The 25,991-nt window shown below is 61.3% G+C and carries 23 protein-coding genes; 8 read left to right on the top strand and 15 right to left on the bottom strand.

The features are described 5' to 3' along the window. Positions 1 to 122: NTP transferase domain-containing protein (locus VL202_RS05615; RefSeq protein ID WP_325463165.1), on the bottom strand; the 122-nt coding region annotated here is incomplete at its 3' end. A 192-nt stretch (positions 123 to 314) separates the two neighbouring features. Here VL202_RS05615 and VL202_RS05610 point away from each other — a divergent pair. Continuing rightward, complete coding sequence (locus VL202_RS05610) at positions 315 to 2,060, top strand: hypothetical protein (RefSeq protein ID WP_325463162.1); 1,746 nt, start codon at positions 315 to 317, stop codon at positions 2,058 to 2,060. A gap of 1 nt (position 2,061) precedes the next feature. Here VL202_RS05610 and VL202_RS05605 read toward each other — a convergent pair whose 3' ends face one another. Then, positions 2,062 to 3,708: a Na/Pi cotransporter family protein gene (locus VL202_RS05605; protein WP_325463161.1), complete on the bottom strand. Its 1,647-nt coding sequence runs from the start codon at positions 3,706 to 3,708 to the stop codon at positions 2,062 to 2,064. A 377-nt stretch (positions 3,709 to 4,085) separates the two neighbouring features. Here VL202_RS05605 and VL202_RS05600 point away from each other — a divergent pair, with 377 nt between their 5' ends. The 6 genes from VL202_RS05600 (at position 4,086) to VL202_RS05575 (ending at position 9,789) form a co-directional block, all read left to right on the top strand. Then, on the top strand, positions 4,086 to 5,981 hold the full coding sequence (locus VL202_RS05600; protein WP_325463160.1) for a peptidylprolyl isomerase: 1,896 nt from the start codon (positions 4,086 to 4,088) through the stop codon (positions 5,979 to 5,981). Between the two features lie 19 nt (positions 5,982 to 6,000). Then, positions 6,001 to 7,014, top strand: a complete 1,014-nt coding sequence (gene trpD, locus VL202_RS05595; RefSeq protein ID WP_325463159.1) for an anthranilate phosphoribosyltransferase — start codon at positions 6,001 to 6,003, stop codon at positions 7,012 to 7,014. A 13-nt stretch (positions 7,015 to 7,027) separates the two neighbouring features. Continuing rightward, entirely contained in the window at positions 7,028 to 7,843 is an 816-nt protein-coding gene (trpC, locus tag VL202_RS05590) for an indole-3-glycerol phosphate synthase TrpC (protein WP_325463158.1), read from the top strand. Continuing rightward, the gene (gene moaC / locus VL202_RS05585; RefSeq protein ID WP_325463157.1) at positions 7,843 to 8,334 is read left to right on the top strand and encodes a cyclic pyranopterin monophosphate synthase MoaC; all 492 of its coding nucleotides are present in this window, start codon (positions 7,843 to 7,845) and stop codon (positions 8,332 to 8,334) included. Before trpC ends, moaC begins: the two co-directional genes overlap by 1 nt. Next, positions 8,334 to 9,557 carry a gephyrin-like molybdotransferase Glp gene (glp, locus tag VL202_RS05580; protein ID WP_325463156.1) on the top strand — a complete coding sequence of 408 codons (1,224 nt, stop codon included), beginning with the start codon at positions 8,334 to 8,336 and terminating at the stop codon, positions 9,555 to 9,557. The genes moaC and glp overlap by 1 nt, the downstream gene beginning before the upstream one ends. A gap of 85 nt (positions 9,558 to 9,642) precedes the next feature. Continuing rightward, complete coding sequence (locus tag VL202_RS05575) at positions 9,643 to 9,789, top strand: hypothetical protein (protein ID WP_325463155.1); 147 nt, start codon at positions 9,643 to 9,645, stop codon at positions 9,787 to 9,789. 170 nt (positions 9,790 to 9,959) lie between these two features. Here the strand turns inward: VL202_RS05575 and VL202_RS05570 are convergent, their stop codons facing one another. From VL202_RS05570 to pcsA, 12 genes are all read right to left on the bottom strand, one after another. Further along, entirely contained in the window at positions 9,960 to 11,237 is a 1,278-nt protein-coding gene (locus VL202_RS05570; protein WP_325463154.1) for a hemolysin family protein, read from the bottom strand. A 188-nt stretch (positions 11,238 to 11,425) separates the two neighbouring features. Next, positions 11,426 to 12,178, bottom strand: a complete 753-nt coding sequence (locus VL202_RS05565; RefSeq protein WP_325463164.1) for a FadR/GntR family transcriptional regulator — start codon at positions 12,176 to 12,178, stop codon at positions 11,426 to 11,428. Between the two features lie 24 nt (positions 12,179 to 12,202). Beyond that, on the bottom strand, positions 12,203 to 13,171 hold the full coding sequence (yjfF, locus tag VL202_RS05560; RefSeq protein ID WP_325463153.1) for a galactofuranose ABC transporter, permease protein YjfF: 969 nt from the start codon (positions 13,169 to 13,171) through the stop codon (positions 12,203 to 12,205). Beyond that, positions 13,168 to 14,193 (bottom strand): ABC transporter permease, encoded by a 1,026-nt coding sequence (locus tag VL202_RS05555; protein ID WP_325463152.1) that lies wholly within the window; start codon positions 14,191 to 14,193, stop codon positions 13,168 to 13,170. Before VL202_RS05555 ends, yjfF begins: the two co-directional genes overlap by 4 nt. Beyond that, positions 14,190 to 15,713, bottom strand: a complete 1,524-nt coding sequence (gene ytfR, locus VL202_RS05550) for a galactofuranose ABC transporter, ATP-binding protein YtfR (protein ID WP_325463151.1) — start codon at positions 15,711 to 15,713, stop codon at positions 14,190 to 14,192. Before ytfR ends, VL202_RS05555 begins: the two co-directional genes overlap by 4 nt. A gap of 231 nt (positions 15,714 to 15,944) precedes the next feature. Next, on the bottom strand, positions 15,945 to 16,907 hold the full coding sequence (ytfQ, locus tag VL202_RS05545) for a galactofuranose ABC transporter, galactofuranose-binding protein YtfQ (protein ID WP_325463150.1): 963 nt from the start codon (positions 16,905 to 16,907) through the stop codon (positions 15,945 to 15,947). A gap of 168 nt (positions 16,908 to 17,075) precedes the next feature. Beyond that, positions 17,076 to 18,146 (bottom strand): BMP family ABC transporter substrate-binding protein, encoded by a 1,071-nt coding sequence (locus VL202_RS05540; protein WP_325463149.1) that lies wholly within the window; start codon positions 18,144 to 18,146, stop codon positions 17,076 to 17,078. Positions 18,147 to 18,187: 41 nt separating this feature from the next. Beyond that, positions 18,188 to 19,108, bottom strand: coding sequence for an ABC transporter permease (locus tag VL202_RS05535; RefSeq protein ID WP_325463148.1), 921 nt, complete (start codon positions 19,106 to 19,108; stop codon positions 18,188 to 18,190). Continuing rightward, positions 19,108 to 20,202 carry an ABC transporter permease gene (locus VL202_RS05530; RefSeq protein WP_325463147.1) on the bottom strand — a complete coding sequence of 365 codons (1,095 nt, stop codon included), beginning with the start codon at positions 20,200 to 20,202 and terminating at the stop codon, positions 19,108 to 19,110. Before VL202_RS05530 ends, VL202_RS05535 begins: the two co-directional genes overlap by 1 nt. Beyond that, complete coding sequence (locus VL202_RS05525; RefSeq protein WP_325463146.1) at positions 20,192 to 21,766, bottom strand: ABC transporter ATP-binding protein; 1,575 nt, start codon at positions 21,764 to 21,766, stop codon at positions 20,192 to 20,194. Before VL202_RS05525 ends, VL202_RS05530 begins: the two co-directional genes overlap by 11 nt. A 52-nt stretch (positions 21,767 to 21,818) precedes the next feature. Further along, positions 21,819 to 22,796 (bottom strand): quinone oxidoreductase, encoded by a 978-nt coding sequence (locus tag VL202_RS05520; protein ID WP_325463145.1) that lies wholly within the window; start codon positions 22,794 to 22,796, stop codon positions 21,819 to 21,821. A gap of 9 nt (positions 22,797 to 22,805) precedes the next feature. Then, positions 22,806 to 23,531: a phosphatidylcholine synthase gene (gene pcsA / locus VL202_RS05515; protein ID WP_325463144.1), complete on the bottom strand. Its 726-nt coding sequence runs from the start codon at positions 23,529 to 23,531 to the stop codon at positions 22,806 to 22,808. A gap of 282 nt (positions 23,532 to 23,813) precedes the next feature. Between pcsA and VL202_RS05510 the strand changes: the two genes are divergently transcribed. Then, positions 23,814 to 25,016 (top strand): UbiH/UbiF family hydroxylase, encoded by a 1,203-nt coding sequence (locus tag VL202_RS05510; protein WP_325463143.1) that lies wholly within the window; start codon positions 23,814 to 23,816, stop codon positions 25,014 to 25,016. Here VL202_RS05510 and VL202_RS05505 read toward each other — a convergent pair. Further along, on the bottom strand, positions 24,984 to 25,961 hold the full coding sequence (locus VL202_RS05505; RefSeq protein ID WP_325463142.1) for an AEC family transporter: 978 nt from the start codon (positions 25,959 to 25,961) through the stop codon (positions 24,984 to 24,986). The two genes, VL202_RS05510 and VL202_RS05505, sit on opposite strands and share 33 nt — an antisense overlap. Positions 25,962 to 25,991 lie beyond the last annotated feature (30 nt).

The following is a 25,991-nucleotide window of genomic DNA, read 5'->3' as shown; positions in this document are numbered from 1 at the left end:
GATTCCACCACATGGGCGATCATCGGGCGGCCTGCGACCGGATGCAGAACCTTCGACATGGATGACTTCATCCGTGTGCTTTCTCCTGCTGCCAGGATGATCGCAAGACATGTGCGCTGCATTCGGATTCTCCGTCAAAATGGCCTTACCGGACGAGGCCCCGGCACGATTCTGCCCGATACATAGCAGGAAGATATTGCAAGGAACATAATCCGGCCATTTGCGGATAAAATGTTAACCCGGATAAAACCCGATCCTGTCATAAGCGGACCATCACCGTCTTGACGGCTGTTATGGCCAGAAATGATAGCAAGATGCAGGCTTCGACCGAAACATCGCTTTCCGGCAAACAGAATGGCGTGGGCATGACGCTCCTGCGTCAGCCGATCATCCCGTTCGCCCTCGTGTTGGCCTGCCTGCCACTGGCACTGGTCGTCACGCTGGTCATGCCCATCGGGCCGATGTACTGGGATCACTATATCTATCTCGACGCGGCCAATCGCATTTTCGACGGCCAAGTTCCCTCCGTCGATTTCTTCGCGCCCGTCGGAGGCCTGGGCTACTATCTCTTCGCGCTCTGGATCAAGATTTTCCCGAATGGCCCCCCGCTTCTTTTGGCAAGCTGGTCGCTATTGACGCTCACCGCACCACTGATGGCGCTGGTGATTGCCGATGTGCAGAAGCGTTCGGTGCCGCTGGCCTATGCCCTGCTCCTGCCGTTTCTGCTCTTCTCGATCCTGCCGTTCAACACCGGCGATTTTTACCCCTATCCGGGTTCGGACGGATTCGGTGTCTACAATCGCCAGATCTGCCAATTGCTCTATGTGTTGGCCGCCGGTCTGGTCTTCGTGCGCGGATGGAAAACACTGGCGGCGGTGACGGCGCTCTGCATGCTGGGCCTGCTCTTCATCAAGGTCACCGGCATCGCGGCCGGCGTCGTTCTCTGCCTGATGGCCTTTGCGGCCGGCCGTCTGCCGCTTCGGGCCGCCATAACCTCCGGTCTGGTCTTTGTCGCCGTGATCGGTCTTGCAGAACTCTCCTCCGGCATCGTCTCCGCCTACGCCAACGACATACTGTCACTGGTGTTGCTGAACGATACCAGTCTCATTCCGCGCCTGCTGCAGGCCGCTTCGATCAATTTCGGCGTTGTCCTGGCTTGTGCATTTCTTTGCCTGGCCTTGTTTCTCATCGAGACGGAATTCTTCGAGAAGGCCAAGGCCTTTGCCGCCAGACCTGGTTTCGCCGCCTTCGGCAGGTTTGCCGACCAATCGCTTCTTTGGCTCGCCGCCTTCATCCTGGCGGGCTTGCTGTTCGAGAGCCAGAATACCGGCAGCCAGGCCTTCATCTTCCTTTGGCCGCTGCTGCTCGCCATCATGCTAGAGACATGGGAGCGCAAAGGCCCCTCGCCGGCCTTTGCAGCCGTTACGCTGCTTGCGCTGAGCGCCGCGCTTCCACCTGCCGTCATCATCCTGCAGAAATCGGCACGGGCCTGGATCGGCTCGGCCAACAACACACCTCTTCAGTCTCACAATTTGAAAAGCCTGGGCGCCGTCAGTGTCCGCGATCTTCTCAACGTGCGGGCCGAGCGCATGCGCCGCAGCTATATCGACGACCGTTCGACCTACGAGGCGGTTGCGGCATCCGGTGAACTGCCATCCTTCCTGCTCTACAGCGATTTCGAGTTCCAGTCGCTCTGGCTGCAGAGCGCCGACGAGGCCGTTTCTGCTTTGCGCACCTTCGAGACAGACCACGAAATGCGGTTCGAGACGATCATGACGATCGATTTCACCAATCCCTTCCCCTGGTTGATGGACCGTCATGCGCCAAAATATATTGCCATCGGCGCCGATCCGTACCGGGCAGTGCCTCCTGTGAATGACGAGATGAACGCGGCTGTGGCGGCCGTGGACGTGGCGCTTTACCCGACCTGCCCGCCAACCACGGCGCGGTTGCAGTTGCTCGACCTCTACGAACCGGCTCTTGCCGCAACCCATCGCCGGATCAAGCTGTCGCCCTGTTACGACGCATTCGTGCGCAATGAGCTGCTGCCCAAGCCGTAGATCACTGCGGAAGCCGGAGCCGGCTTTCCGTCAGCAGACCGCTTTCATCGAGAATCGGGTGCGCGACGGACACGATATGCGCATTGATCCGTTTCAGATCCCGCAGGATATCGAGATGAAGGGAACTGGTCTGCAGGCTGTCGGCACGACCGTCGCGAAGACGCTCCAGGTGCCGCTCTGACGACCGTTTCTCCATGTGCCGGACATCGACCTTCACCTCCATCAGATGGCGCGCGAGATCAGCGTTGCGCGTGACGAAGATTGTCTGGGCGACGCGCAGATTATCGATCGTGAGGTTGAACAGCGTTTGCAATTCCTGGTAGCCGTCCTCGGAAAATTTCAGGCCGTTGTCGATCTTCTTCTTGACCTGCTCAGTCAGTCCTTTCTCGATGATATCGCCGATATGCTCGAGATTGATCGCGTAGTCGATAATGACGATGGAGCGGCGGCCGTTCTCGTCGCTGAGGCCGTTGCGCCCGAGCCGCGATAGATAAAGCTTGACCTCCTGCTGAAGGAGATCGACCTGCTTTTCCTGCTTGGCCACCCCTTTCAGCAACGCGAGGTCATTGCGGTTGAAGGCGTTCATGGTGGCGATCAGCATGCTCTCGATCAGGTCGCCGACACGCAGCACTTCGCGGGTCGCCCCCGACAACGCGATGACGGGCGTCGTCAGCGCCCGGTCGTCCAGATAAAGCGGCCCGCGCTCCGTCTTTGGCTCGTCCGGAATGAGCCGGAGCATGATCGCCGACACTGCCGACGAGAACGGCCAGGCGAGAACGGCGAGCGCGATATTGAACAGGAGGTGGATATCGACCGGCAGCTTTTCCGGCGGCAGCGACAGCGTCTGAAGGACATTGGCGACGAAACCGGCCGCCGGCAGCGCGATCAGACATCCGATGCTGCGGACCAGCAGATTTCCGGCCGTGACACGGCGTGCTGAAGCAGGAGCAGACAGCGTGGCGATGACCGGCGGAATGGCGCCGCCCAGATTGGCGCCGAGCACGAGCGCGATCGTCAGCCCCGACGACAGGATGCCTGACACGGACAGCGACAGGATCAGCACCACGACGGCGAGGCTGGACGAAGAGATGAAGGCCAGCACGGCAGAGAAGATCAGCGCGACCGGCCAGGCGCTGTCGAGCATGGCGAGGAAAACACCGAGCGACGGCGACTGGCGCATCGGCTCCGTTGCGAGGCCAAGCAGGTGGAGCGACAGCAGCATGAGCCCGATGCCGACCAGAGCCGAGCCAGCACCCTGCTTGGCGCTCGACCGCCCGGCCCGATGCAGGATGACGCCGGAAAGAATGAGCAGCGGCGAAAGCCAATCGACGCCGGTGGCGACGATCCACGCCGTCACCGCCGTGCCGACATTGGCGCCGAGAAGCACGATCTGCGCCATGCGCGACCGGACGAGGCCCTTTTCAACGAAGGAAGCGATCATCAGCGCCGTCGCGGTCGAACTCTGCAGGGCAACCGTCGCGACGAAACCGGCGAAGAAGGATCGGACCGGACCGCTGGTGCTCTCAGCCAATCCCGTCCGCAACTTGATACCGAACGCCCGCGTGGCCCCATCCTTCACCTGCGACAGGCCGAAGAGCAGCAGCGCGACGGCCCCGAACAGATTGACCATGACTATGATGGATTCCATGACGGTACTCCGGCTTTCCGCTCAAACGGTTTCCGACTGGACGAGTCGGCATCCCCTGGCGGAACAAGATTAGCATTTTCGGATGCGCAATCACGCCTCCCGACATACAAGTGACAGATATTTTTCGATTGCCGGCTAACGATTCCGACATCGACCGGCCTTGGAACGTCAGGCGCGAGTGAGACATCGTGGTGGTTGGCGAAATGGTGCGCACTCGGTACCCAACCCGTCGGCCAAAGGTCTGTTCCACCGCGACGACACGGCGATTTGTCCAATTTTTTGCGTGTTTGAACCCTTCAATTCCGGAGCGTATTGCTCTATGCAACGAAACCGGTCGCCATTCGGCGGCGCTGAATTGCGACGAGGTATGCAGTCCCATGCTTGAATTCCTGAGAAGAGGCTCCCAGACCTGGGTTGTCAAAGGGTTGATGGTCCTTCTTGTTCTTTCCTTCGGTGTCTGGGGTGTATCGACGTCGCTTGTGCCCGGCACAGCCGATTCCGTCGTGACTGTCGGCGATATCAAGGTGTCCCCGAGCGACTTTCGCCTCGCGTATGAGCGGCAGATCGCGCAGCTTTCCCGGCAGTTTGGCACGCAGTTGACCCGCGAACAGGCAAAGGCCTTCGGCGTCGAAGCTCAGGTTTATTCCCAGCTCGTTGCCGGCGCGACCCTAGACCAGCTGTCGGAAGACATGAACCTCGGTCTTTCGCAGGAACGGCTCGCGACGCTGATCAGTGAAGACCCCGCGTTCAAGGGCGTCAACGGCCAGTTTGACCGCCTGACCTTCTCGAGCGTTCTGCGCAATGCCGGTCTGCGCGAAGAAGACTATATCAACAATCGCATCCAGGTGGCGGTGCGTTCGCAGATCGTCGAGGCGCTTTCAGACGGCTATACGCCGCCGAAGGTTCTGGGCGACGCGCTGCGGCTCTACCGCAACCAGACACGCACGATCGACTACCTGCTTCTGTCGAACGCCAATGTCGACCCGGTAAAGGCACCTTCGGACGAACTTCTCGAGCCCTGGTTCGAGACTCACAAGGCGGAATATCGTGCGCCGGAATTCCGCAAGATCAGCTATGTGAAGCTGGAGCCGTCCGATATCGCTGACCCGGCTTCCATCACCGACGACGAGATCCGCGCCGAATACGATCGGCGGAAGGACAGTTTCGGCACGCCGGAAACCCGCACGGTCGAGCAACTCACCTTTGCGTCCCGCGCCGAAGCCGATGCGGCTGCTGCCAAACTTGCGGCAGGCACGACCTTCGACGAACTGGTGACCGCATCCGGCAAGACCGCATCCGACGTTCTTCTCGGCGATTTCAATCGCAATCGCATGCCCGATCCGAAGCTTGGCGACGCGGCCTTCGCCGTCACGGCCGATGGCCAGACGACACCGGTCGTCGAGGGCGCCTTCGGCCCCGTGATCCTGCGCGTCACCAACATCAAGCCGGAAACCGTCCGCAGCCTTGACGACGTCAAGGAAGAACTGCGCAAGGAAGTGGCGCTCGCCAATGCCGCCAACGAGATCATGGCGATCCACGACAAATTCGAGGATGCCCGCATCTCCGGCTCCACCATGCAGGAAGCGGCCGACCAGACCAACCTGAAGCTGGTGACGCTCGACGCCGTCGATGCCGGCGGCAATGACGCCCAAGGTGATGCCATCGAGGGCATTCCGGAAGCAAAGTCGCTGCTGCAGGAGGCCTTCAAGGCGGATGTCGGCGCCGAAACCCTGCCGGTCAATCTCGGCCGTGACGGCTACGTCTGGTTCGACGTCCTCGAAGTAACACCGTCGCGCGACCGCACGCTCGACGAAGCCCGTGAAAAGGCTGTCGCCAACTGGACCGCCGAGCAGCAGCGCAACGCTCTTGCAGCCAAGGCTGCCGAACTCAAGGCACGCGTCGAGAAGGGTGAAACCTTGGCCGCAATCGCCGAAGAATTGGGCATCGCCGTCGAGACCAAGTCCGGACTTCGCCGCGCGTCGGACGATGCGGCGCTGAGCCCGGCTGCCGTTGCCGCCGCCTTCGGTGGCGCGAACGGTCTTGTCGCCAATGCTCCGGGCACGGGTGGAGAAGGCCAGATCCTGCTCAAGGTAACCGAGGTCGATGACGACAATCCCGACGACGCGCTCGACAATGATGACCGCCAGATCAACGCCATGGCGCAGGCCAGCGGCGACGATATTCTCGACCAGATGGTCAGCGAGTTGCAGAAGGGCTACGGTGTTTCGATCAACCAGCAGCTCGCCGAGCTCGCCCTGTCGCAGCAACGATAACGCAAGAGGATCATGACGCATGCCTGACTTGAAGCCTTTCGTCGCCAAGGCCGCAGCGGGTCAGGCACTCAACCGCGAGGATGCGCGCGCCGCCTTCGAGATCATCATGTCCGGCGAGGCGACGCCTTCGCAGATCGGTGGATTCCTGATGGCGTTGCGGGTGCGCGGCGAAACCGTCGACGAAATCGTCGGCGCGGTCGGTGCCATGCGGGCCCGCATGCTGACGGTCGAGGCGCCGGATGACGCCATCGACATCGTCGGAACGGGCGGCGATGGCGCCGGCACCTACAATATCTCGACGCTCGCCGCCCTGATCGTCGCCGGCGCCGGCGCGCCGGTCGCCAAGCACGGCAACCGGGCGCTGAGCTCGAAGTCCGGCACGGCGGACGCGCTTTCCTGCCTTGGCGTCAAGCTCGACATCGGTCCGGACGCCATTTCACGCTGTATCACCGAGGCCGGCCTCGGCTTCATGTTTGCCCAGCAGCATCATTCGGCGATGCGCCATGTCGGCCCGACGCGGGTGGAACTCGGTACGCGCACGATCTTCAATCTGCTCGGCCCGCTCTCCAACCCGGCCGGCGTGACGCGGCAGTTGGTCGGCGTCTTTGCGCCGCAATGGGTCGTGCCCGTTGCCGAAGTGCTGCGAGATCTCGGATCGAAAAGCGTCTGGGTCGTGCATGGCGAGGGTCTCGACGAGATCACCACGACCGGCGTCACCCAGGTCGCGGCCCTGGAAAATGGAGAAATCCGCAGCTTCGAACTGACGCCTGCCGATTTCGGCCTGGAAACGGTACTGCTGGCTGACCTCAAGGGCGGCGACGGCGCGCACAATGCCGTGGCGCTCAAGGGCGTGCTCGAAGGCGATGCGACGCCCTATCGCGATATTTCACTCGCCAATGCCGCCGCATCGCTGGTGATTGCCGGAAAGGCCGGCGATCTCAAGGAAGGCATGGCACTGGCGCGCCGGTCGCTCAAAAGCGGCGCCGCCGATGCGACGCTGGAACGGCTCGTTCGCGTCTCGAACGCAGCGTAAGGAAACAGGTTCGATGGCCGATATTCTGCAGAAGATCGAGATCTACAAGCGCGAGGAAATTGCCGCGGCCAAGGCCCGCATCAGCCTTGCCGACCTGAAGGCTATGAGCGCCGGCCAGGAAGCGCCGCGCGGTTTCCTGAAGGCCTTGAAGGCCAAGCAGGCGAAAGGCCATTTCGGCCTGATCGCCGAGATCAAGAAGGCTAGCCCCTCGAAGGGTCTGATCCGCCCGGATTTCGATCCGCCGGCGCTGGCCCAGGCCTACGAAGCTGGTGGGGCTGCCTGCCTCTCAGTTCTAACCGATGGGCCGAGCTTCCAGGGTGCGCCCGAGTTCCTGACCGCTGCCCGCAATGCCTGCTCCCTGCCGGCGCTGCGCAAGGATTTCATGTTCGACACCTATCAGGTGCACGAGGCCCGCGCCTGGGGGGCCGATTGCATCCTATTGATCATGGCCTCGCTTGATGACAGCGACGCGCAGAGACTGGAAGACGAAGCCGTCTCGCTCGGTATGGATGTTCTCATCGAGGTGCATGACGAACAGGAACTGGAACGCGGCATCAAGCTCGCCTCGCCGCTCGTGGGTATCAACAACCGCAACCTGAAGACATTCGAGGTCGATATCGCGCTGTCCGAGACGCTGGGGCCGCTCGTGCCGTCTGACCGGTTGCTGGTGGGCGAAAGCGGCATCTTCACCCATGACGACTGTATCCGTCTGGCAAAAACCGGCATTTCAACCTTCCTCGTCGGCGAAAGCCTGATGCGCAAGGATGATGTCACCGCCGCAACCCGGGCGCTGCTGACCGGATCAGCCGACATTCTGGCTGCAGAGTGATGTCAGGCCTCACCCATATCAATGCCAACGGCGAAGCCCATATGGTCGATGTCGGAGACAAGGACGAGACCACGCGCATGGCCGTGGCCGAAGGTTATGTCCGCATGCGGCCGGAAACGCTTGATCTGATCCGCAAGGGCAATGCCAAGAAGGGTGACGTGATCGCGACCGCGCGCCTCGCCGGCATCATGGCCGCGAAACAGACCGCCAATCTCATCCCGCTCTGCCACCCGCTGATGCTGTCCAAGGTCGCCGTCGATATTTCCGCCGACGAAAGCCTGCCGGGCCTCAGGGTTCAAGCCATGGCCAAGCTGACCGGTCGCACCGGCGTCGAGATGGAGGCCCTGACAGCGGCCAGTGTCGCTTGTCTGACCATTTACGACATGGCGAAAGCCGCCGACCGCGAGATGGAAATTGGCGGTATCCGGCTCCTGCAGAAATCCGGCGGCCGCTCCGGCGATTATGTCCACGGACAGGAGCAGCAGGGCTAATGTCGCTCTTTCCGGTTTCCGATGCGCTGGCACGATTGCTTGCCGCCGCCAAAGCTCCGCAGATTGTCGAGACGGTCGGACTGCATGAGGGCATGGGACGCGTGCTTGCCGCGGATCTGGCTGCGAACCTGACGCATCCCGCCTTCGATAATTCCGCCATGGACGGATATGCCGGCCGGCATGCCGATTTTGCGACCGTCGGAACAGAACTGACGGTCATCGGGCAATCGGCGGCGGGGCATGGTTTTTCAGACACTGTCGGGCCCGGCGAGGTCGTCCGTATTTTTACCGGTGCGCCGCTTCCAACTGGCGCCGATACGGTGCTGATCCAGGAAGATGCGGAAATGCTCGAGGGTGGACGCATCCGCACGACATTCGCACCGGGTGAAGGTCGCCATATCCGCCGCAAGGGGCAGGATTTCAATGCCGGTGACGTGATCCTGCGGCTAGGCGATGTGCTGGATGCCGGGCGGCTGACGGTTGCCGCAGGCATGAACGTGCCTGAACTACCGGTCTACGCCCGCCCGAAAGTGGCAATCCTGGCGACCGGCGACGAGCTTCTGCCGCCCGGCAGCATTCCAGGGCCTGACCAAATTATCGCCTCGAACACTTATGGGGTTGCCGCTTTGGCGCGCGATAACGGCGCTGACATCATCGATCTCGGCATCGTCCGCGACGATCGGGATGCCATCGCCGCCGCCGTCGTCAAGGCGCAGGTCGCTGGCGCCGATGTGCTGGTGACGCTGGGAGGCGCCTCCGTCGGGGATCACGATCTCGTTCAGTCGACGCTGATTGCCGGCGGCATGACGCTGGATTTCTGGCGGATCGCCATGCGGCCCGGAAAGCCGCTGATGGTCGGCACGCTTGGCGGCATGCAAGTCCTTGGCCTGCCGGGAAACCCTGTCTCCAGCCTCGTCTGCGCCCTGCTCTTCCTTGAACCACTGGTACGCCAGCTTTCCGGCCTTCCGGCCCGCAACCGCAAAGCTGTCGCGACGACGGTCGATCGGCTTCCGGCCAACGACAAGCGGCAGGATTACGTTCGGGGCCGCCTGACCCGCGACAGTGCCGGTGGCCTGTCCGCGCACGTTTTCGCGCGGCAGGATTCCTCCATGATGCAGGTGTTCGCCCAGTCGGATTGCCTGATCGTGCGACAACCCTATGCCTCGGAAGTAAACCCCGGCATGCCCTGCGATATCCTGCTGTTGCGCGATCCGGCGATCTGATTTTACGTCCGGTTCCGCTCTTTCCTTCGGTCTTAAGACTTCTATCTAACGGCCTGTTCTCACAGTCCGAATGGAAGGAAACGAAGTGAATCGAAATGCGCTTTACATGATCATCGGCGGTCTCGTCGTTCTCGTGGTGGTTCTTGGCGTCTATGTCTACGACAAGGAATCCAAGCCCAACGGCGTGGAACTGAAGATCGGCAACAATGGCATTTCGATCCAGGAAAACTGAAAAATCGTCGATCTTCCATCGCGAGGATGACGCGTTAACCATTTATTAACCAAAAAAGATAAATGATACAGTCAGTTGATCCGACTACGGATGTACTAGCGGATCATACGGTGAATTGAAAAAGGTCGGGCTTGCCCGACCTTTTGTCTTTTCAGAACATCCCGACGAACTCACGATGCCGCACGCGAAACCATGATCTTGTCGATGCGCCGCCCGTCCATGTCGATGACTTCGAAACGGTAGCCATAGGCCTCCGTCACGTCGCCCTCTTCCGGGTTCTTGCGCAATTCCTGGACCAGGAAGCCGGAGATCGTCTCATAGCTCCCGTCGGAATCGATCTCGTCGATGCCGATCGTCAGATGGATTTCATCGATCGGCGTGCGACCGTCGACCAGATAGGAACCGTCATCGCGCTGCCGGATCAGCGCATGCTCGATATCGTCGTAGTTCGACGGCAGGACGCCGACGATCGCCTCGAGAATATCGGCGATGGTGATGATGCCTTCGATGCTGCCATACTCGTCGACGATCATCGCCATGTTGATGTGTGACGCCTTGAAGGCCTCCAGCGCCTTCAGGCAGGACGCGGTTTCCGGCAAAGTGTGGATATCCTTGATGAAATTGCGCAGCTGAAAGCCGGCCCGGGCAGGCGCGTTGAGAATCTCCTTGACCTGGACGGCCCCCAGAACCTCTCCCGCCTCATCCATCACCGGATAACGGGAATGGGCCGACTGCTCCACCTTGGCGCGGATCGTTTCCAGAGAATCGTTGATGTCGATGAAGCTCACCTCGGTGCGGTGCGTCATGATCGATTTGACGTTGCGATCGCCCAGCCGGATGATCCGTCGCAGCATTTCGTGCTCGGACTTCTCGATCGCGCCACTTTCCACGCCTTCGGCCATGATCGCCTGGACTTCTTCTTCCGTTACCTGATCGCTGTCGCTGGCGACGCCGAAGAGGCGCATGAAAAGCGATGCCGATGCTTCAAACAGATAGACGACCGGTGCGGCGAGCTTGGAAAGGAATGACATTGGTGTGGCGACGAACATCGCCACACCTTCGGAATTCTTCAGGGCCAACTGCTTGGGGATGAGTTCGCCGATGACCACGGACAGATAGGTGATCAACGTCACGACGACGGCGACGGCGACCGTGCTGCCATAGGGATTGATCCAGCTGACGGTGTCGAGCGTCGGCGCCAGCTTGTCGGCGATAGTGGCGCCGCCATAGGCGCCCGCCAGCGTGCCAACCAGCGTGATTCCGACCTGGACCGTGGAGAGAAACTTGCCGGGGTCCTCAGCCAGTCGCAACGCAAGTTCCGCGCGATTGTTGCCTTGTTTTGCCATCTGTCGCAGCAGAGGCCGGCTTGCCGATACAATTGCCATTTCCGAAAGCGCGAAAAACGCGTTGATCAATAAGAGCACGAAAATAACGATCAGTTCGGACATAACCCTCGGACACCGTTGATAGAGATTCGCGCACCGAAGCCGGTGCGCGTCAAAGTCGATCTATCAAATAGGCGGAAGACGCAGTTGCAGCAAGGCGGCGGCGGCAGAATTGCGGCCCATTTACCGAAACACCTGTATTATCAAGCCGGGCATGGTGAGGATTGTGACGGCACGGAAGCCGAACGGGGCTATTCGCCCGGTGCCTTTTCGTCGGCTTGCTCGCCGAGGGCCACGCGCACACGCTCGCGGCCGACGCGGATGACGTTCTCCATCGCCGCCCTGGCGCCGGCCTCGTCACGCCGGCTGATCTGCTCGACAATCTTGATATGCGAGCGGGCGACATCGTCGATCTGATCCTTGCCCGATGCGGGCGAACTCAGCTTGAAAATACCGACGAGCGCCGCCTCGATCAGGCTGCCGACCGTGCGCATGAACGGGTTTCCCGAGGCCTCGACAACGGCAAGATGAAACTTCAGGTCTGCGATTGCCAGGGTTTCGGCGGTATGCTCCGGATTGCCCATGGCGACGGCGAGCCGCATCATGCCACTGATTTCCGCTTCCGTCGCATGGGCGGCGGCAAGTGCTGCGCCATGCGGCTCGAAAGCCAGACGGATTTCGCTGAGATGATGGAGGAACTCCTCGTCGACGCCGCAATGGAAATGCCAGGTCAGGACGTCGCTGTCGAACAGGTTCCAGTGGTTCTTCGGGGTCACCCGCGTGCCGATGCGGGCGCGCGGCACGATCAGGCCCTTGGCGGCGAGCGTCTTCATCGCCTCGCGCAGGACAGTGCGCGACACCTTGAAGCGCGCGGCAAGCTCCGGATCTCCAGGGAGGATCGAGCCGACCGGAAACTCACCGGCAATGATGGCCTTGCCCAGTTCATCGACCACCTGTGCATGACTTGTGCGCGTGTTCACACCGGTGATGACGGTTTCGAGCATACCCTTACGCAAGCAACTCCCCCCTCAGGAATACTTTCTGTTCCGCCGCGAAACAAACAGAATGCCCTTTTGCATGAGAATGAATGCAAAAAGCAAAGCACCGATCAGAATTTTCGTCCACCAGCTCGAAAGCGAACCGTCGAAGGTGATGTAGGTCTGGATTAATCCCTGTATCAAGACGCCGACGAATGTTCCTCCCACAAACCCGGCGCCTCCTGTCAGAAGCGTTCCGCCAATGACCACGGCGGCGATGGCATCCAGCTCGACCCCAACCGTAGCGAGCGAATAACCTGCTGATGTGTATAGCGAATAAACGATTCCCGAAAGCCCGGCGAGAAAGCCCGAAAATCCGTAGATCATGATCGTCGTTCGACCAACCGGAACCCCCATCAGCGCCGATGTCTGCGGGCCCCCGCCGAGCGCATAGACATTGGTGCCGAAACGGGTCCGCTGCGCGATCAGGATGCCGAGTGCGAAGACCACGAGCATGACGCCACCGATCAGCGTGATGCGGCCACCACCGGGCAGCTTGTAGTAAAACGTCTTCATCGTCGCATAGAACGGATGCTTGATCGGGATCGAGTCGATCGACAAAACGAACGCCATGCCGCGCGCCAGAAACATGCCGGCGAGCGTGACGATGAAGGCCGGCATTTCCAGGTAGTGGATGATCGCCCCCATGACCGCGCCGAACAGCGAGGTGACGACGAGAACCAGTGCGAAGGCGGCGAGCGGATGGATGTTGGTGTTCTCCAGCATCACCGCGAGGAAAATGCCGGTGAACGCGATGACGGAGCCGATCGACAGATCGATGCCGCCCGACAGGATGACGAAGGTCATCCCGACCGCGGCGATGCCGAGAAAGGCGTTGTCGGTCAGGAGATTGCCGATCACCCTTGTGGACAGGATATTCGGATATTGCGCCGCGCATGCCGCATAGGAGACGACGAAGATGACGATCGTGGCGATCAGGGGAAGATATTTCTGGTTCATCGGACGGACTGCTCCGCGACGTCCCTGCGGACGGTTTTTCGGCTGAGGAACGTCAGTCCGGCCTGCACGCGCGGCGACTGGATGACGAGGATGATGACGATGATCGCGGCCTTGATGATCAGGTTGAACTCCGGCGGGAAGCCGGATGACAGGATGCCGGTGTTGACGGCCTGAATGATCATGGCGCCGATCAGCGAGGCGACGATGCTGAAACGACCGCCCAGAAGCGATGTCCCCCCGACGACGACGGCGAGGATGGCGTCGAGTTCGAGCCAGAGCCCGGCATTGTTCGCATCGGCGCCGCGAATGTCAGCGGCAACGATCAGGCCGGCCAGCGCCGCGCAGAGGCCAGACAGCATGTAGGCGGCCATCAGCAGCAACGGCGTGCGGATGCCCGACAGCGTCGAGGCACGGCGGTTGATGCCAACGGCCTCGATCAGCATTCCAAGCGCCGTGCGGCGCACCAGGAGCGCCACCACGGTACCGAATACCAGCCAGATGACCACAGGCATGGGCAGACCCAAAACGGCGCCGCTGCCGATGAAGATCAGGCCGGGATCGTTGAACGTCAGGATCGCCCCCTCGGTCACCAGCTGCGCGATGCCGCGTCCGGCAACCATCAGCACCAGCGTGGCGATGATCGGCTGGATGTTGAGGACCGAGACGAGGAAGCCGTTCCAGGCGCCGCAGATGAGGCCAGTACCGATCGCCAGCGCCAGTGTCATCACCAGCGGGTCGCCGCGCACGCTGGAGGCGGCCGCCACCGCGCCGCAGATCGCCATCACCGCGCCGACGGACAGGTCAATGCCCTTCGTCGCGATGACGACGGTCATGCCGACGGCGAGAAGAGCCACCGGTGCACCGCGATTGAGAATGTCGACGAGGCTGCCGTAAAGCCGGCCATTCTGGATTTCGAGCGAAAAGAAGTCCGGAAAGACGAGCCGGATCAGCACGAGGATGATCGCCAGGGCGATGAATTGCGGCATCAGCCGCCGGCTGAGACGTTTTGCGCTATCGATCATTGCGCTTCTCCTGCGTGGTTCGCCGCAGCGATGGCATTGACGATATGTCCGGTGGTGATTTCGCTGCCGGTCAGTTCGGCCACATGGGCCCTGTCGCGCAAGACGATGATGCGGGAACTGTAAGCCACGAGTTCCTCAAGCTCGGAGGAAATGACGATCAACGACATGCCCTCAGCACAGAGTTCGCCGATCAGCTTGATGATTTCCGCATGCGCGCCGACATCGATGCCGCGTGTCGGTTCGTCGAGAATGAGAAATTCCGGATTGGTCGCCAGCCAGCGCGCCAGGATGGCCTTCTGCTGGTTGCCACCCGACAGGAGCCGGATCGGCTTTTCCCGATCGGTGGTACGGATGTCGAGCGCCTTGATGTAGCGGTCCGCAAGCGCATTCTGCTCGGAGGTTGACAGCGGCCGCGCCCAGCCGCGCCGCGCCTGCAGGGCGAGCGCGATGTTCTCGCGGACGGAAAGTTCGCCGATGATGCCATCCAGCTTGCGGTCTTCCGGACAGAAGCCGAACCCTTCCGCGATGGCCGCACGGGGCGACGTCAGGGCAACAGCCTTGCCGCCGATCTCCGCTGTGCCGCTGTCAGCGCTGTGCACGCCGAACATCAGTTCCGCCGTCTCGGTGCGGCCGGAACCCAGAAGACCGGCGATCCCGACCACCTCGCCCTTGCGAACATCAAGATCGAACGGCTTGATCTTGCCGGTCTTGCCGTAGTTCGAAAACCGGAACTGCACCGGCCCGCTGATCGTCTCCGTGTCGGCGACCGCCTTTTCGACGGACTGCAGCTCATGGCCGAGCATCATCGTCACCAGGTCCCGGCGCGGCAGGGACGCGGTTTCGCGCGTGCCCACCAGTTGGCCGTTGCGCAGAACGGTGATGCGGTCGGTGAGATCATAGACCTGTTCAAGGAAATGGGTGATGAAGACGATGCCAAGCCCCCTCGCCTTCAGGTCGCGGACGATACCAAACAGCATCTCGACTTCCTGTGCGTCAAGGCTTGCCGTCGGCTCGTCGAGGATCAGGACCTTGCCCGAGAGATCGACGGCACGGGCGATCGCGACCACCTGCTGAATGGCGACGGAATAGCTTTCGAGCGCCACCGAGACATTGATATCGACCCCGTATTGGGCAAGCAGTGCCTCCGCGCGCCGGCGCATTTCACCGGTATCGATCAGGCCGAAGCGGCGCGGCTGGCGGCCGAGAAAGAGGTTTTCGGCAACACTCAGGTTCCCGAGAAGATTGACCTCCTGGTAGACGGTGCCGATCCCCAGCTTCTGGGCGTCGAGCGTGTCGCGCGGATCGATCTCCTCGCCATCGAGGGTCAGCGTTCCCGCATCCCGGCGATAGGCGCCGGTCATGCATTTGATGAGCGTGGACTTGCCCGCGCCGTTTTCGCCAAGGAGCGCATGGACCTCGCCGCGGCGCAACGAGAAGTTCACCTTGTTCAGCGCGATCGCCCCCGGAAAGGTCTTCACGATCCCTGAGGCGACGAGAATATCGTTTGTGGTGTTCTGCATGAAACCGGCTTCTCGAGAAAACGCAAGGTCACCCGCACCTTACGGATTGCCGCTGAATATGCCATCGACCTTCGCGCCGAAGGACATGCCGCGGAGCGGGTCGCAGCGAAGTTTACGCCTTGGAGCGCATCATGCGGCGGGATACTGGCAAAGAGAACATGCCGACATCCCGCCGGATCCGCCTGCAAACTCAGGATTGCAGGCGGAAACCGTTGTGATGCCGGCCGTCGATCAGTAGCCGAGGCCCTTCTTTTCTTCGTAGACCTTCTGCGGATCGTCAGCCTGTGTGTAGAGCTTCGATTCCGTCTGGATCCACTTGGCCGGCTTGGTGCCGTCCTTGAGGAAGGCATCGAGCGCGTCAAGCGCCGGGCCAGCCATGTTCGGGGTCAGTTCGACGGTGGCGTTGGCTTCACCGGCAGCCATGGCCTGGAAGATATCCGGAACAGCGTCGATCGAAACAACGAGGATGTCGGTGCCCGGCTTCAGACCGGCTTCCTTGATGGCCTGGATCGCGCCGACGGCCATGTCGTCGTTATGAGCATAGAGGGCGCAGATGTTCTTGCCGCCGTCTTCCGCCTTCAGGAAGCTTTCCATGACTTCCTTGCCCTTGGTGCGGGTAAAGTCGCCGGTCTGGCTGCGGATGATCTTCAGGTTGTCGTGCCCCTTCAGCGCTTCCTCGAAGCCCTTCTTGCGGTCGATGGCGGGCGACGAGCCCGTCGTGCCCTGCAGTTCGACGACGTTACAGGCCTTGTCGCCAACGGTGTCGACCAGATACTTGCCGGCAACATTGCCTTCGTGAACGAGGTCGGAGGTGACGGCGGTCAGGTAAAGATCGTCGGACGAGTCGACCGTACGGTCGAGCAGGATGACCGGGATTTCCGCATCCTTGGCTTCGGTCAGGACTTCATCCCAGCCGGTCGCCACAACCGGAGCGATCAGGATGGCGTCGACGCCCTGGGCGATGAACGAACGCAGCGCCTTGATCTGGTTTTCCTGCTTCTGCTGCGCATCGGCAAACTTCAGGTCGATGCCGCGCTTTTCAGCCTGCTGCTTGGTCAGCGTGGTTTCTGCCGCGCGCCAGCCGGATTCAGAGCCAATCTGCGAAAAACCGATCGTCAAATCGGCAGCCGATGCCGAGCCGAACATGCAGGCAGCCAGAATCGTGGCACTCGCGAGTGCTGTCTTCAATTTCATGATTTCCTCCCAAAGAAAGCTGCGCTTCGCAGCACCGGTAAAAAATCATACTATATGATTTATGTAAACCGGGTTTTTGCGAAATCTGCGCAAATTTTCTCAAGCCGGAATCAAAAGAGGGCAGCCAATGGCCACCCTCCCTGATTGCATTCTCATAAGCCGAACAGCTTATTGCGGCAGCTTGTCGTCCACGCCCTCGACGTAGAAGTTCATGCCGAGCAGCGTGCCGTCATCCGACGACGCGCCGGCTGCCAGCCATTCCGAACCGTCCTGCTTCTTCAGTGGGCCGGTGAACGGCTTCAGTTCGCCCGACTCGATCTTTGCCTGGGTCGCCTCGGCCATCGCCTTCACGTCGTCAGGCATGTTGGTATAGGGCGCCATCGTCAGGATGCCATCCTTGAGACCGTCCCAGCTCGACATGGTTTCCCACTTGCCGTCAAGGAAGGCCTGCGTGCGTTTGATGTAATAGGCACCCCAGGTATCAACGATCGCCGTCAGCTGGGTTTCCGGACCGGCCTTGATCATGTCGGAAGCCTGGCCGAAGGCCTTGATGCCACGTTCCGCGGCAACCTGCATCGGCGCGGTGGTGTCTGTGTGCTGCGTCAGGACATCGACGCCCTGGTCGATCAGCGCCTTGGCGGCATCGGCTTCCTTGCCCGGATCGAACCAGGTGTTGGCCCAGACGACCTTGATCTTGAAGTCCGGGTTGATCGAGCGCGCGCCGGTGACGAAGGCGTTGATGCCCATCACGACTTCCGGAATCGGGAAGGAGGCGATGTAGCCGGCGACGCCCTTCTGCGAGATCTTGGCGGCGATCTGACCCTGGATATAACGGCCTTCATAGAAGCGGCTGTTGTAGGTCGCAAGGTTCGGAGCGGTCTTGTAGCCCGTCGCATGCTCGAACTTCACGTCCGGAAATTTCGCGGCGATCTTGACGGTCGCGTCCATGAAGCCGAACGAGGTGGTGAAGATCAGGCCGCAACCGGAGCGGGCGAAACGCTCGATGGCACGCTCGGCATCCGGGCCTTCCGGAACGTTTTCCAGGAACTGGGTCTCGATCTTGTCGCCGAGCGACTTTTCAAGTTCCTGGCGGCCGATATCATGGGCCTGCGTCCAGCCGCCATCTGTCTTCGAGCCGACATAGATGAAGCAGATCTTGGCCTTGTCGGCGGCGCTGGCCGCAGCGGAAAAGCCGATGACGGCCGCCGTGGTTGCGAGTGCGAGGAGAAGTTTTTTCATTTTGACCCCTGTCGGTTTGAGTATTCTGTCCGTGTTTTTGATCACCGGTCGGGCACGAAGGGTTTTCCCAGCGCTGCCGGCGTGTTGATCAGCGTCATGCGCCGATTGTGCGAGATGAGGATAAGTACGACAATTGTCGCCAGATAGGGAAGAGCAGAAAGGAACTGCGACGGAATGGCGACGCCATAGGCCTGTGCATAAAGCTGGCTGATCGACACGGCGCCAAACAGGTAACCGCCCGCCACGATCCGCCAGGGCCGCCAGGAGGCGAAGACCACCAGCGCCAGCGCGATCCAGCCACGGCCTGCCGACATGTTTTCCACCCATTGCGGCGTATAGACCAGGGACAGTTGGGCGCCGGCGAGACCGGCACAGGCGCCGCCGAACATCACGGCCAGATACCGCGTGCGGATGACGTTGATCCCGAGCGCATGGGCGGACGAATGGCTGTCGCCGACGGAGCGGAGCTTCAGGCCGGCTCGGCTTTTGAACAGGAACCAGTTGACGCCTGCGACCAGCGCGATCGAGAGGTAGAAAATCAGATCCTGCTTAAACAGGACGGCGCCGAGGAACGGAATATCCGACAAGACCGGAAAGACGATCTGCGGCAGCTTGATCCCGGATTGGCCGAGATAGGGTTCAGCGATCATGCTGGAAACGCCAAGCCCAAGAATGGTCAGCGCCAATCCCGTGGCGACCTGATTGGTGACCAGCGTCAGCGTCAGGAAGCCGAACAGCAACGAGAACAGCGCACCGAATGCGATTCCGGCCAAAATGCCGATATAGGGGGACCCTGTCGCTTGCGTGGCGATGAAGGCACCTGCGGCACCCATCACCATCATGCCCTCGACACCGAGGTTGAGCACACCGGAGCGTTCGGTCACGAGTTCCCCGATCGCCGCCAGGACAAGCGGTGTCGCGGCCGTGATCACCGTCAACAGAATGGCTTCGACGATACCCATCAGCGCGCCCCCTTACCCGCTGTCTCGTTCAAATCGTACCACACCATCCGGATCTTGTAGTGGATGAGCGTGTCGCAGGAGAGCACGAAGAACAGCAGAAGTCCCTGGAAGACCCTGATCGGCTTGTCGGAAATCTGCAACGACACCTGCACCGCCTCGCCGCCGAGATAGGTCAGCGCCAGGACAAGGCCGGCAACGACGATCCCCAGCGGATTGAGTCGACCGAGGAAGGCGACGATGATGGCGGTAAAGCCATAACCGGGCGAGATGACCGGACGCAACTGCTGCATCGCTCCGCTGACCTCGGCAATGCCGGCAAGGCCAGCAAGCGCGCCGGAAAGCAGCATGGAAAACCAGATCATCTTGCGCGAGGAAAAGCCGGCAAAGCGCCCTGCCCGCGCGGACTGGCCAAGCACGGTGATCTCGAAACCCTTCAGCGTGTAGCGCATCATGAACCAGACAAGGATGGCCGCGATGATGGCAAAGCCAAAACCCCAATGCGCGCGTCCGGATGCAATCATTTCCGGCAGCACTGCAACCGGGTCGAAGGTCCGTGTTTCCGGAAAATTCATGCCGCCGGGATTGCGCCAGGGGCCGCGCACCAGCCAGTCAAGGAATAGCTGAGCCACATAGACCAGCATCAGGCTGGTCAGAATCTCATTGGTGTTGAGATGCGCCTTGAGGAACGCAGGAATGGCGGCAAACAGCGCACCGCCGAGCATGCCGAGGATCATCATCATCGGCAGCACCAGCGGCGACTGCCAGTCATAGAACACCACGGGCAGGATCGATCCGGCGATCGCCCCCATGATGAACTGGCCTTCCGCGCCGATATTCCAGTTGTTCGAGCGATAGCAGACAGACAGGCCAACGGCGATCAGAATGAGCGGCGCCGCCTTGATCGCCAGTTCGTGCAGCGACCAGACTTCCGTCAGCGGCTCGATGAAGAAACTGTAGAGAGCCGCCAGCGGGTCCTTGCCGAGCAGCATGAACATGATGCCGCCGAAGAAGATCGTCAGCGCCAGCGCGATGAACGGAGAAAGGATCGAAAACAGCCGGGAGACATCGGGGCGCCGTTCAAGTTCAATGCGCATGCGCCATCTCCGCAGTCTCGGCCTTGCCATGCATCCCGCCCATCAACAGCCCGATCTTTTCGCGCGACAGTTCGCCGGCCGGATAGATATCGGAGAGCCTGCCTTCGCTGATCACAGCGATTTCGGTCGCGACCTCGAAAATCTCGTCCAGATCCTGGCTGATCACCAGAACGGCGGAGCCGGACTTGGCGAGATCGACGAGTGCCTGGCGGATGCGGCTGGCTGCCCCCGCATCCACGCCCCAGGTCGGCTGATTGACGATCAGCACCGTCGGCTGGCGGTCGAGCTCACGCCCGACAATGAATTTTTGCAGGTTGCCGCCCGACAGCGATCCGGCAGGCGGATTTTCACCGCTCTTGCGCACATCCATGACCTCGGAAATGCGCTTTGCCGCCATCTTGACGGCGTCCTGACGAATGAGCCCGAGAAAACCGCCGCCCAAAAAGGCCCGGCGGTCGGATCGGTGGCGCGCCAGAACGAGATTGTCCGACAGCGACAGGGCGGAAACGGCCGCATGTCCGTGGCGTTCTTCCGGTACGAACCCGGCACCCATCAGCCGGCGCGCATTGATGCCGCGCGTGCCGACCGGCTTGTCGGAAATCCGGATGGCATCATCGCGATCGGAGGGATATTCGCCTGACAGGGCATCGAAAAGCTCACCCTGTCCATTTCCGGCGACGCCTGCAATGGCCAGAACTTCGCCCGCATGGACCTTCAGACAGATGTCCTTCAGCGCCACGGCAAACGGCGTGCGGGCGGCGGCCGACAGGTTGCGGGCCTCGAGCTTGACGGCGCCCTTGGCGCTCGTTCCCTGCGGCGTCACATGCGCGACATCGCTGCCGACCATCATGCGGGCGAGCGAGGCGGGCGTTTCCTGGCGCGGATCGCAGGCGCCCGTCACCTTGCCATGGCGCAGCACAGTGGCGCGGTCGCAGATGCGTTGCACTTCTTCCAGCCGGTGGCTGATATAGAGAACGGACCGTCCCTCGGCCTTCAGCTTGTTCAGCGTTTCAAACAGCCGGTCCGCCTCCTGCGGCGTCAGCACCGAGGTCGGCTCGTCGAGGATGATCAGCTTTGGATTCTGCAGGAGCGCACGAACGATCTCGATCCGCTGGCGCTCGCCGACGGAGAGATCGGCGACATGGGCGTTCGGATCGAGCGGCAGCCCATAGGCGCGCGACAGGTCGGATGCTTCCCTGGCGATCCTCGACAGCGACACGCCGGGATCCATCGACAGCGCGATATTTTCGGCGACCGTCAGCGCCTCGAACAGCGAAAAGTGCTGGAAGACCATGCCAATGCCGAGTTTTCGCGCGGCGCTTGGGCTGGCGATCCGCACCGGCTGGCCCTGCCAAACGATTTCGCCACTGGTCGGGGCAAGCACACCGAACAGCATCTTGACGAGGGTCGATTTTCCGGCGCCGTTTTCGCCGAGCAATGCATGAATTTCACCGGGCCTGATATCGAGATTGATCCCGTTGCAGGCCGCGAACGTGCCGAACAGTTTCGTCAGTTGACCAACGGCCAGCAATGGCCCGTTCACGGGTTGTCCCTCAGCCGACACGCCGCCCCTCTTTTCTCATGCTCTGCCGCCCTGGCCGCCTCTCCGGCTTGTCTCAGGGAATCAGCAATGTTGTTCCGCTCGTTTTTCTTGCTTCGAGATCCGCATGCGCCTGGCTTGCATCGGCAAGCGCATAGGTCTGGTTGATATTGATACGCACTTTGTTGCTTTGCACAACATCAAACAGGGAGTTTGCACATGCCTCCAGCGCATGTCGCGTCGAGACATAGCTGAACAGCGTCGGGCGCGTGGCAAACAGCGAGCCCTTCTGCGCGAGGATGCCGATGTTGACGCCCTCGACCGGACCGGACGAATTGCCGAAGCTGACCCAAAGGCCGCGCGGTTTGATGCAGTCGAGCGAGGCCGGATAGGTGTCCTTGCCGACGGAATCGTAGACGACGTCGACACCCTTGCCATGGGTGATTTCCTTGACCTGGCTGACGAAATTATCGGTGCGGTAGTTGATGACGTGATCATAACCATGGGCAAGCGCGAGATCGATCTTCTCCTGCGAGCCCGCGGTCCCGATGACGGTGGCGCCGAGCGCTTTGGCCCACTGGCCGGCGATCAGGCCGACACCGCCGGCTGCGGCATGAAACAGCAGCGTCGTTTCCGGGCCGACCTTGAAGGTCTGGTTGAGCAAATATTGCGCCGTCATGCCTTTCAGCATCATCGCCGCCGCTGTTTCCAGCGTGATTCCGTCGGGCACTTTCACGAGCTGCGAAACCTCGATGTTTCGCTCGCTCGAATAGGCACCGTCGGACGAGGCGTAGGCCACGCGGTCACCCACGGCAAAATTGCTGACATTGTCGCCGACCGCGGTGATGACGCCCGCGCCTTCCTTGCCGGGGATGAAGGGCAGGCCTTCGGCCGATTTGTAGAGGCCGGTGCGGAAATAGACGTCGATGAAATTCACGCCGACCGCCACCTGGCGGATCTGGACCTCGCCCGGTCCCGGCGCCGACAGCGTGATGCCCTCGATCTTCAAAACCTCCGGTCCGCCGAGCGAACGCACCATGATGGCCTGTGCCATGAAACCTCCTCAACCCCGTCCAAGCCGGGGAAACAACTGCAGGACAAACCCGATGACGTAGAGATAGAGACCCGTGCCGACGACACCGGTGACCACCCATCCGGGCGTATCGAAGTGCAACAGCAGCGCATAGCCGCTGAGGACCGACCAGATCGCAAAGACGGCCAGGTTCAACGGCCGCAGGCGCTGAACGCGCACTGGATGGAGAAAATTGATCGGCATGAAGGTCAGCACGACCGAAACGAAAACGACGATCGAGGCGGCAAGTTCGCTGGCATCGATGACGAACAGCGTGAACACCACCATGTTCCAGACGACGGGAAAGCCGGAGAAGAAATATTCATCCGTCTTCATGCCCATGTCGGCATAGTAGATTGCGCTCGACATGACGATGGCCCCGGCCGCAACGAACGACCATGGCTCGCCGATCATGCCGCTCTGATAGAGAGCGAAGGCCGGCAACAACACATAGGTGACGTAGTCGATGACATTGTCGAGCGTATCGCCCGACCAGTTCGGCAGCACTTCCTTGACGCGCACCTTGCGGGCGATTGGCCCGTCGATGCCATCGACCGCCAGCGCCAGGCCCAGCCACCAGAACATATCGACAAACCGGTGCTCGGCGGCAGCAACGACGCCTAGAAAGGCCAGGAAAGATCCGGATGCTGTCAGAATATGGACGGAAAAGGCGCGAATCTCTGCGTAGGGCACGCGCTTGTAATTGAAAAACTTCATCGGCAGACGCACCCTGTCCTTACTCTGCGCATTCTTCCGAAGCGTGCTGAAACAGCCGCTGCAACGACGCACGCTTCCCCACCCGCCTTGTGTGCGGTGTTGGCAATAATATGCACCGTTTCCGGTTGGCTGCCAGCAAAAAGCATCGGGTCCCTGGAAAGCGGACCAATCATCTGTGGACCCGCAACAGGCATCTGCGCCATTTCACCCCATTTCCTTCGCCTGCAGCGAGAGCTATGGATGGGTAACTCATACGTCATGCATGCACAGGGACCGGACGTCATGGAACATTATGAAATCGTGGTTGTCGGTGCCGGACTGGCCGGATCGCTTGCAGCACTTGCGCTTGCCGATACCGGCCGTACCGTCGCGCTGGTCGCGCCTATGGCGGGCCGCATGGACGGGCGCACGACCGCACTGATGGACCAGTCGCTGCAACTCGTGCGCAAGCTCGGCCTCTGGGATCAGATCGCGCCGCTTGCCGCGCCGCTTGCCGGCATGCGCATCATCGACGGCACCAACCGGTTGCTGCGCGCGCCGACCGTGACATTCCATGCCGCCGAAGTCGGCCTCGAGGCCTTCGGCTACAATATTCCGAACGCCCCCTTCCTGTCGTTTCTGGAAACGGCAGCCGAAAGCCGGCCATCGCTGACGCGCATCGTCGCCAGCCTGACGACGATCGTTTTTGCCGACGAGCGGGCAACGCTTGTGCTTGACGACGGCCTCAGCATTACGGCGGACCTCGTGGTCGGTGCCGACGGCCGCAGATCCGGCGTGCGCGACGCTGCCGGGATCGAAATGCGCAACTGGTCCTATCCACAGAGCGCCGTGGTGCTGAACTTCGCCCACAAGGTGCCGCACCAGAACATTTCGACGGAGTTTCACACGCCGGACGGCCCATTCACGCAGGTTCCCCTGCCCGGCGCCCGCTCCAGTCTCGTCTGGGTACAGAAACCCGAAGACGCCGCGGTCACGACGACGCTTTCCGCCGACGCGCTGTCGGATCTCATCGAGCGGCGGATGCAGTCGATGCTCGGCAGCGTCACCGTCGATTCGACCGCACAGTCCTTCCCGCTTTCCGGCATGGCTGCCAAGGCCTTCGGCAAGGGGCGCGCCATCCTGATCGGCGAAGCCGCCCATGCCTTCCCGCCGATCGGCGCCCAGGGGCTTAATCTCAGTCTGCGCGACATCATGGCGGCTGTTTCCCTGCTGGGGTCCGGCGCCGTTCCTGGCGACTTCGGCCAACGCTATGACCGCAGACGGCGAACGGATATCCTGACCCGCACGGTCAGCGTCGATCTGCTCAACCGATCCCTGTTGTCCGATTTCCTGCCCGTGCAGATGCTGCGCGCCGCCGGCATGCAGGCGCTCGCCAGCGTTGCGCCATTGCGCACTCTGATGATGCATGAGGGGCTCAAGCCCGGCAGCGCACTCAGATCGTTCGGCAACAGCCTACGGGAAAAGATCAGCCGGCAGCGCGCCTGAACTGATGAGGTAGAGCAGCATCGTCACGGTCGCGACCGACAGGACGGTGGTGATGAGGATGGTCGCCGACGCCCGCTCCTGCCAGACGCCATATTGCTGGCCGATGACGAAGACATTGGTCGCCGTCGGCAGCGACGCGAGAAGCACCGCCGTCTGCACCCAGACAGGTTCGAAATTTCCGGTGAAACTCAGAACCAGATACATCAGCACCGGATGCAGCACGAGCTTTGCCGGGACGATATAGCCGATCTCGGCCGGAATGCGCTTCAGCGGCCGAAGCGCCAGCGTCACGCCCATGGCAAACAGGGCGCAAGGAGCCGCCGCCTGCGCCAGATAATCGATCAGCCTCTGCACCGCAACCGGCGGCTGGAAGCCGATGGCGGCAGCCACGACGCCGGCTAGGGTCGATAGAATGAACGGGTGCAGCACGATCTTCTTTGCAATGCCGACGACCAGAGGACCGGCGGAACTTTTCTCATCGCCTGCCAGCGCCATCATCGCCGGCGCGACCATGAAATGCAGCACGTTTTCAAAGCAGAAGACCAGTGCCACCGGCACGGCCGCCGGCTCGCCGAGCGCCAGCAAAGCAAGGCCCGGCCCCATATAGCCGATATTGCCATAGGCGCCCGCCAACCCCTGCACGGTCGATTCGGCCAGTGAATTGCGGCGGATGACGTAACCGGCGGCGAAGACGAGCGCGAAGATCGTGTAGGTCACGCCCATCGACGTGAAGACGAAATCGAACCGGGTCAACTGCTCGATCGGGGTCTTCGACACCAGCTTGAAGAACAGGGCGGGCAGCGCGAGGTAAATGATGAAGGTGTTGAGCCAGCCCATCGCATCGCCGGCCCCCTCGCCGGCCGCATGCGGTCGCAGGCGTGCCGTTATGTAACCCACGAAGATCAGGCCGAAGAACGGCAATACAAGTCCGGATATTTCAGCCATTTTTTATGCGCAAGCCTCTGGTGAAGCCCG

The sequence above is a fragment of the Pararhizobium sp. genome (assembly GCF_035497515.1).
In the GTDB taxonomy this organism is placed as follows: domain Bacteria; phylum Pseudomonadota; class Alphaproteobacteria; order Rhizobiales; family Rhizobiaceae; genus Pararhizobium.
Note: the sequence above shows the minus strand (reverse complement) of the source record. Positions and strands in the feature narration are given on the sequence as shown.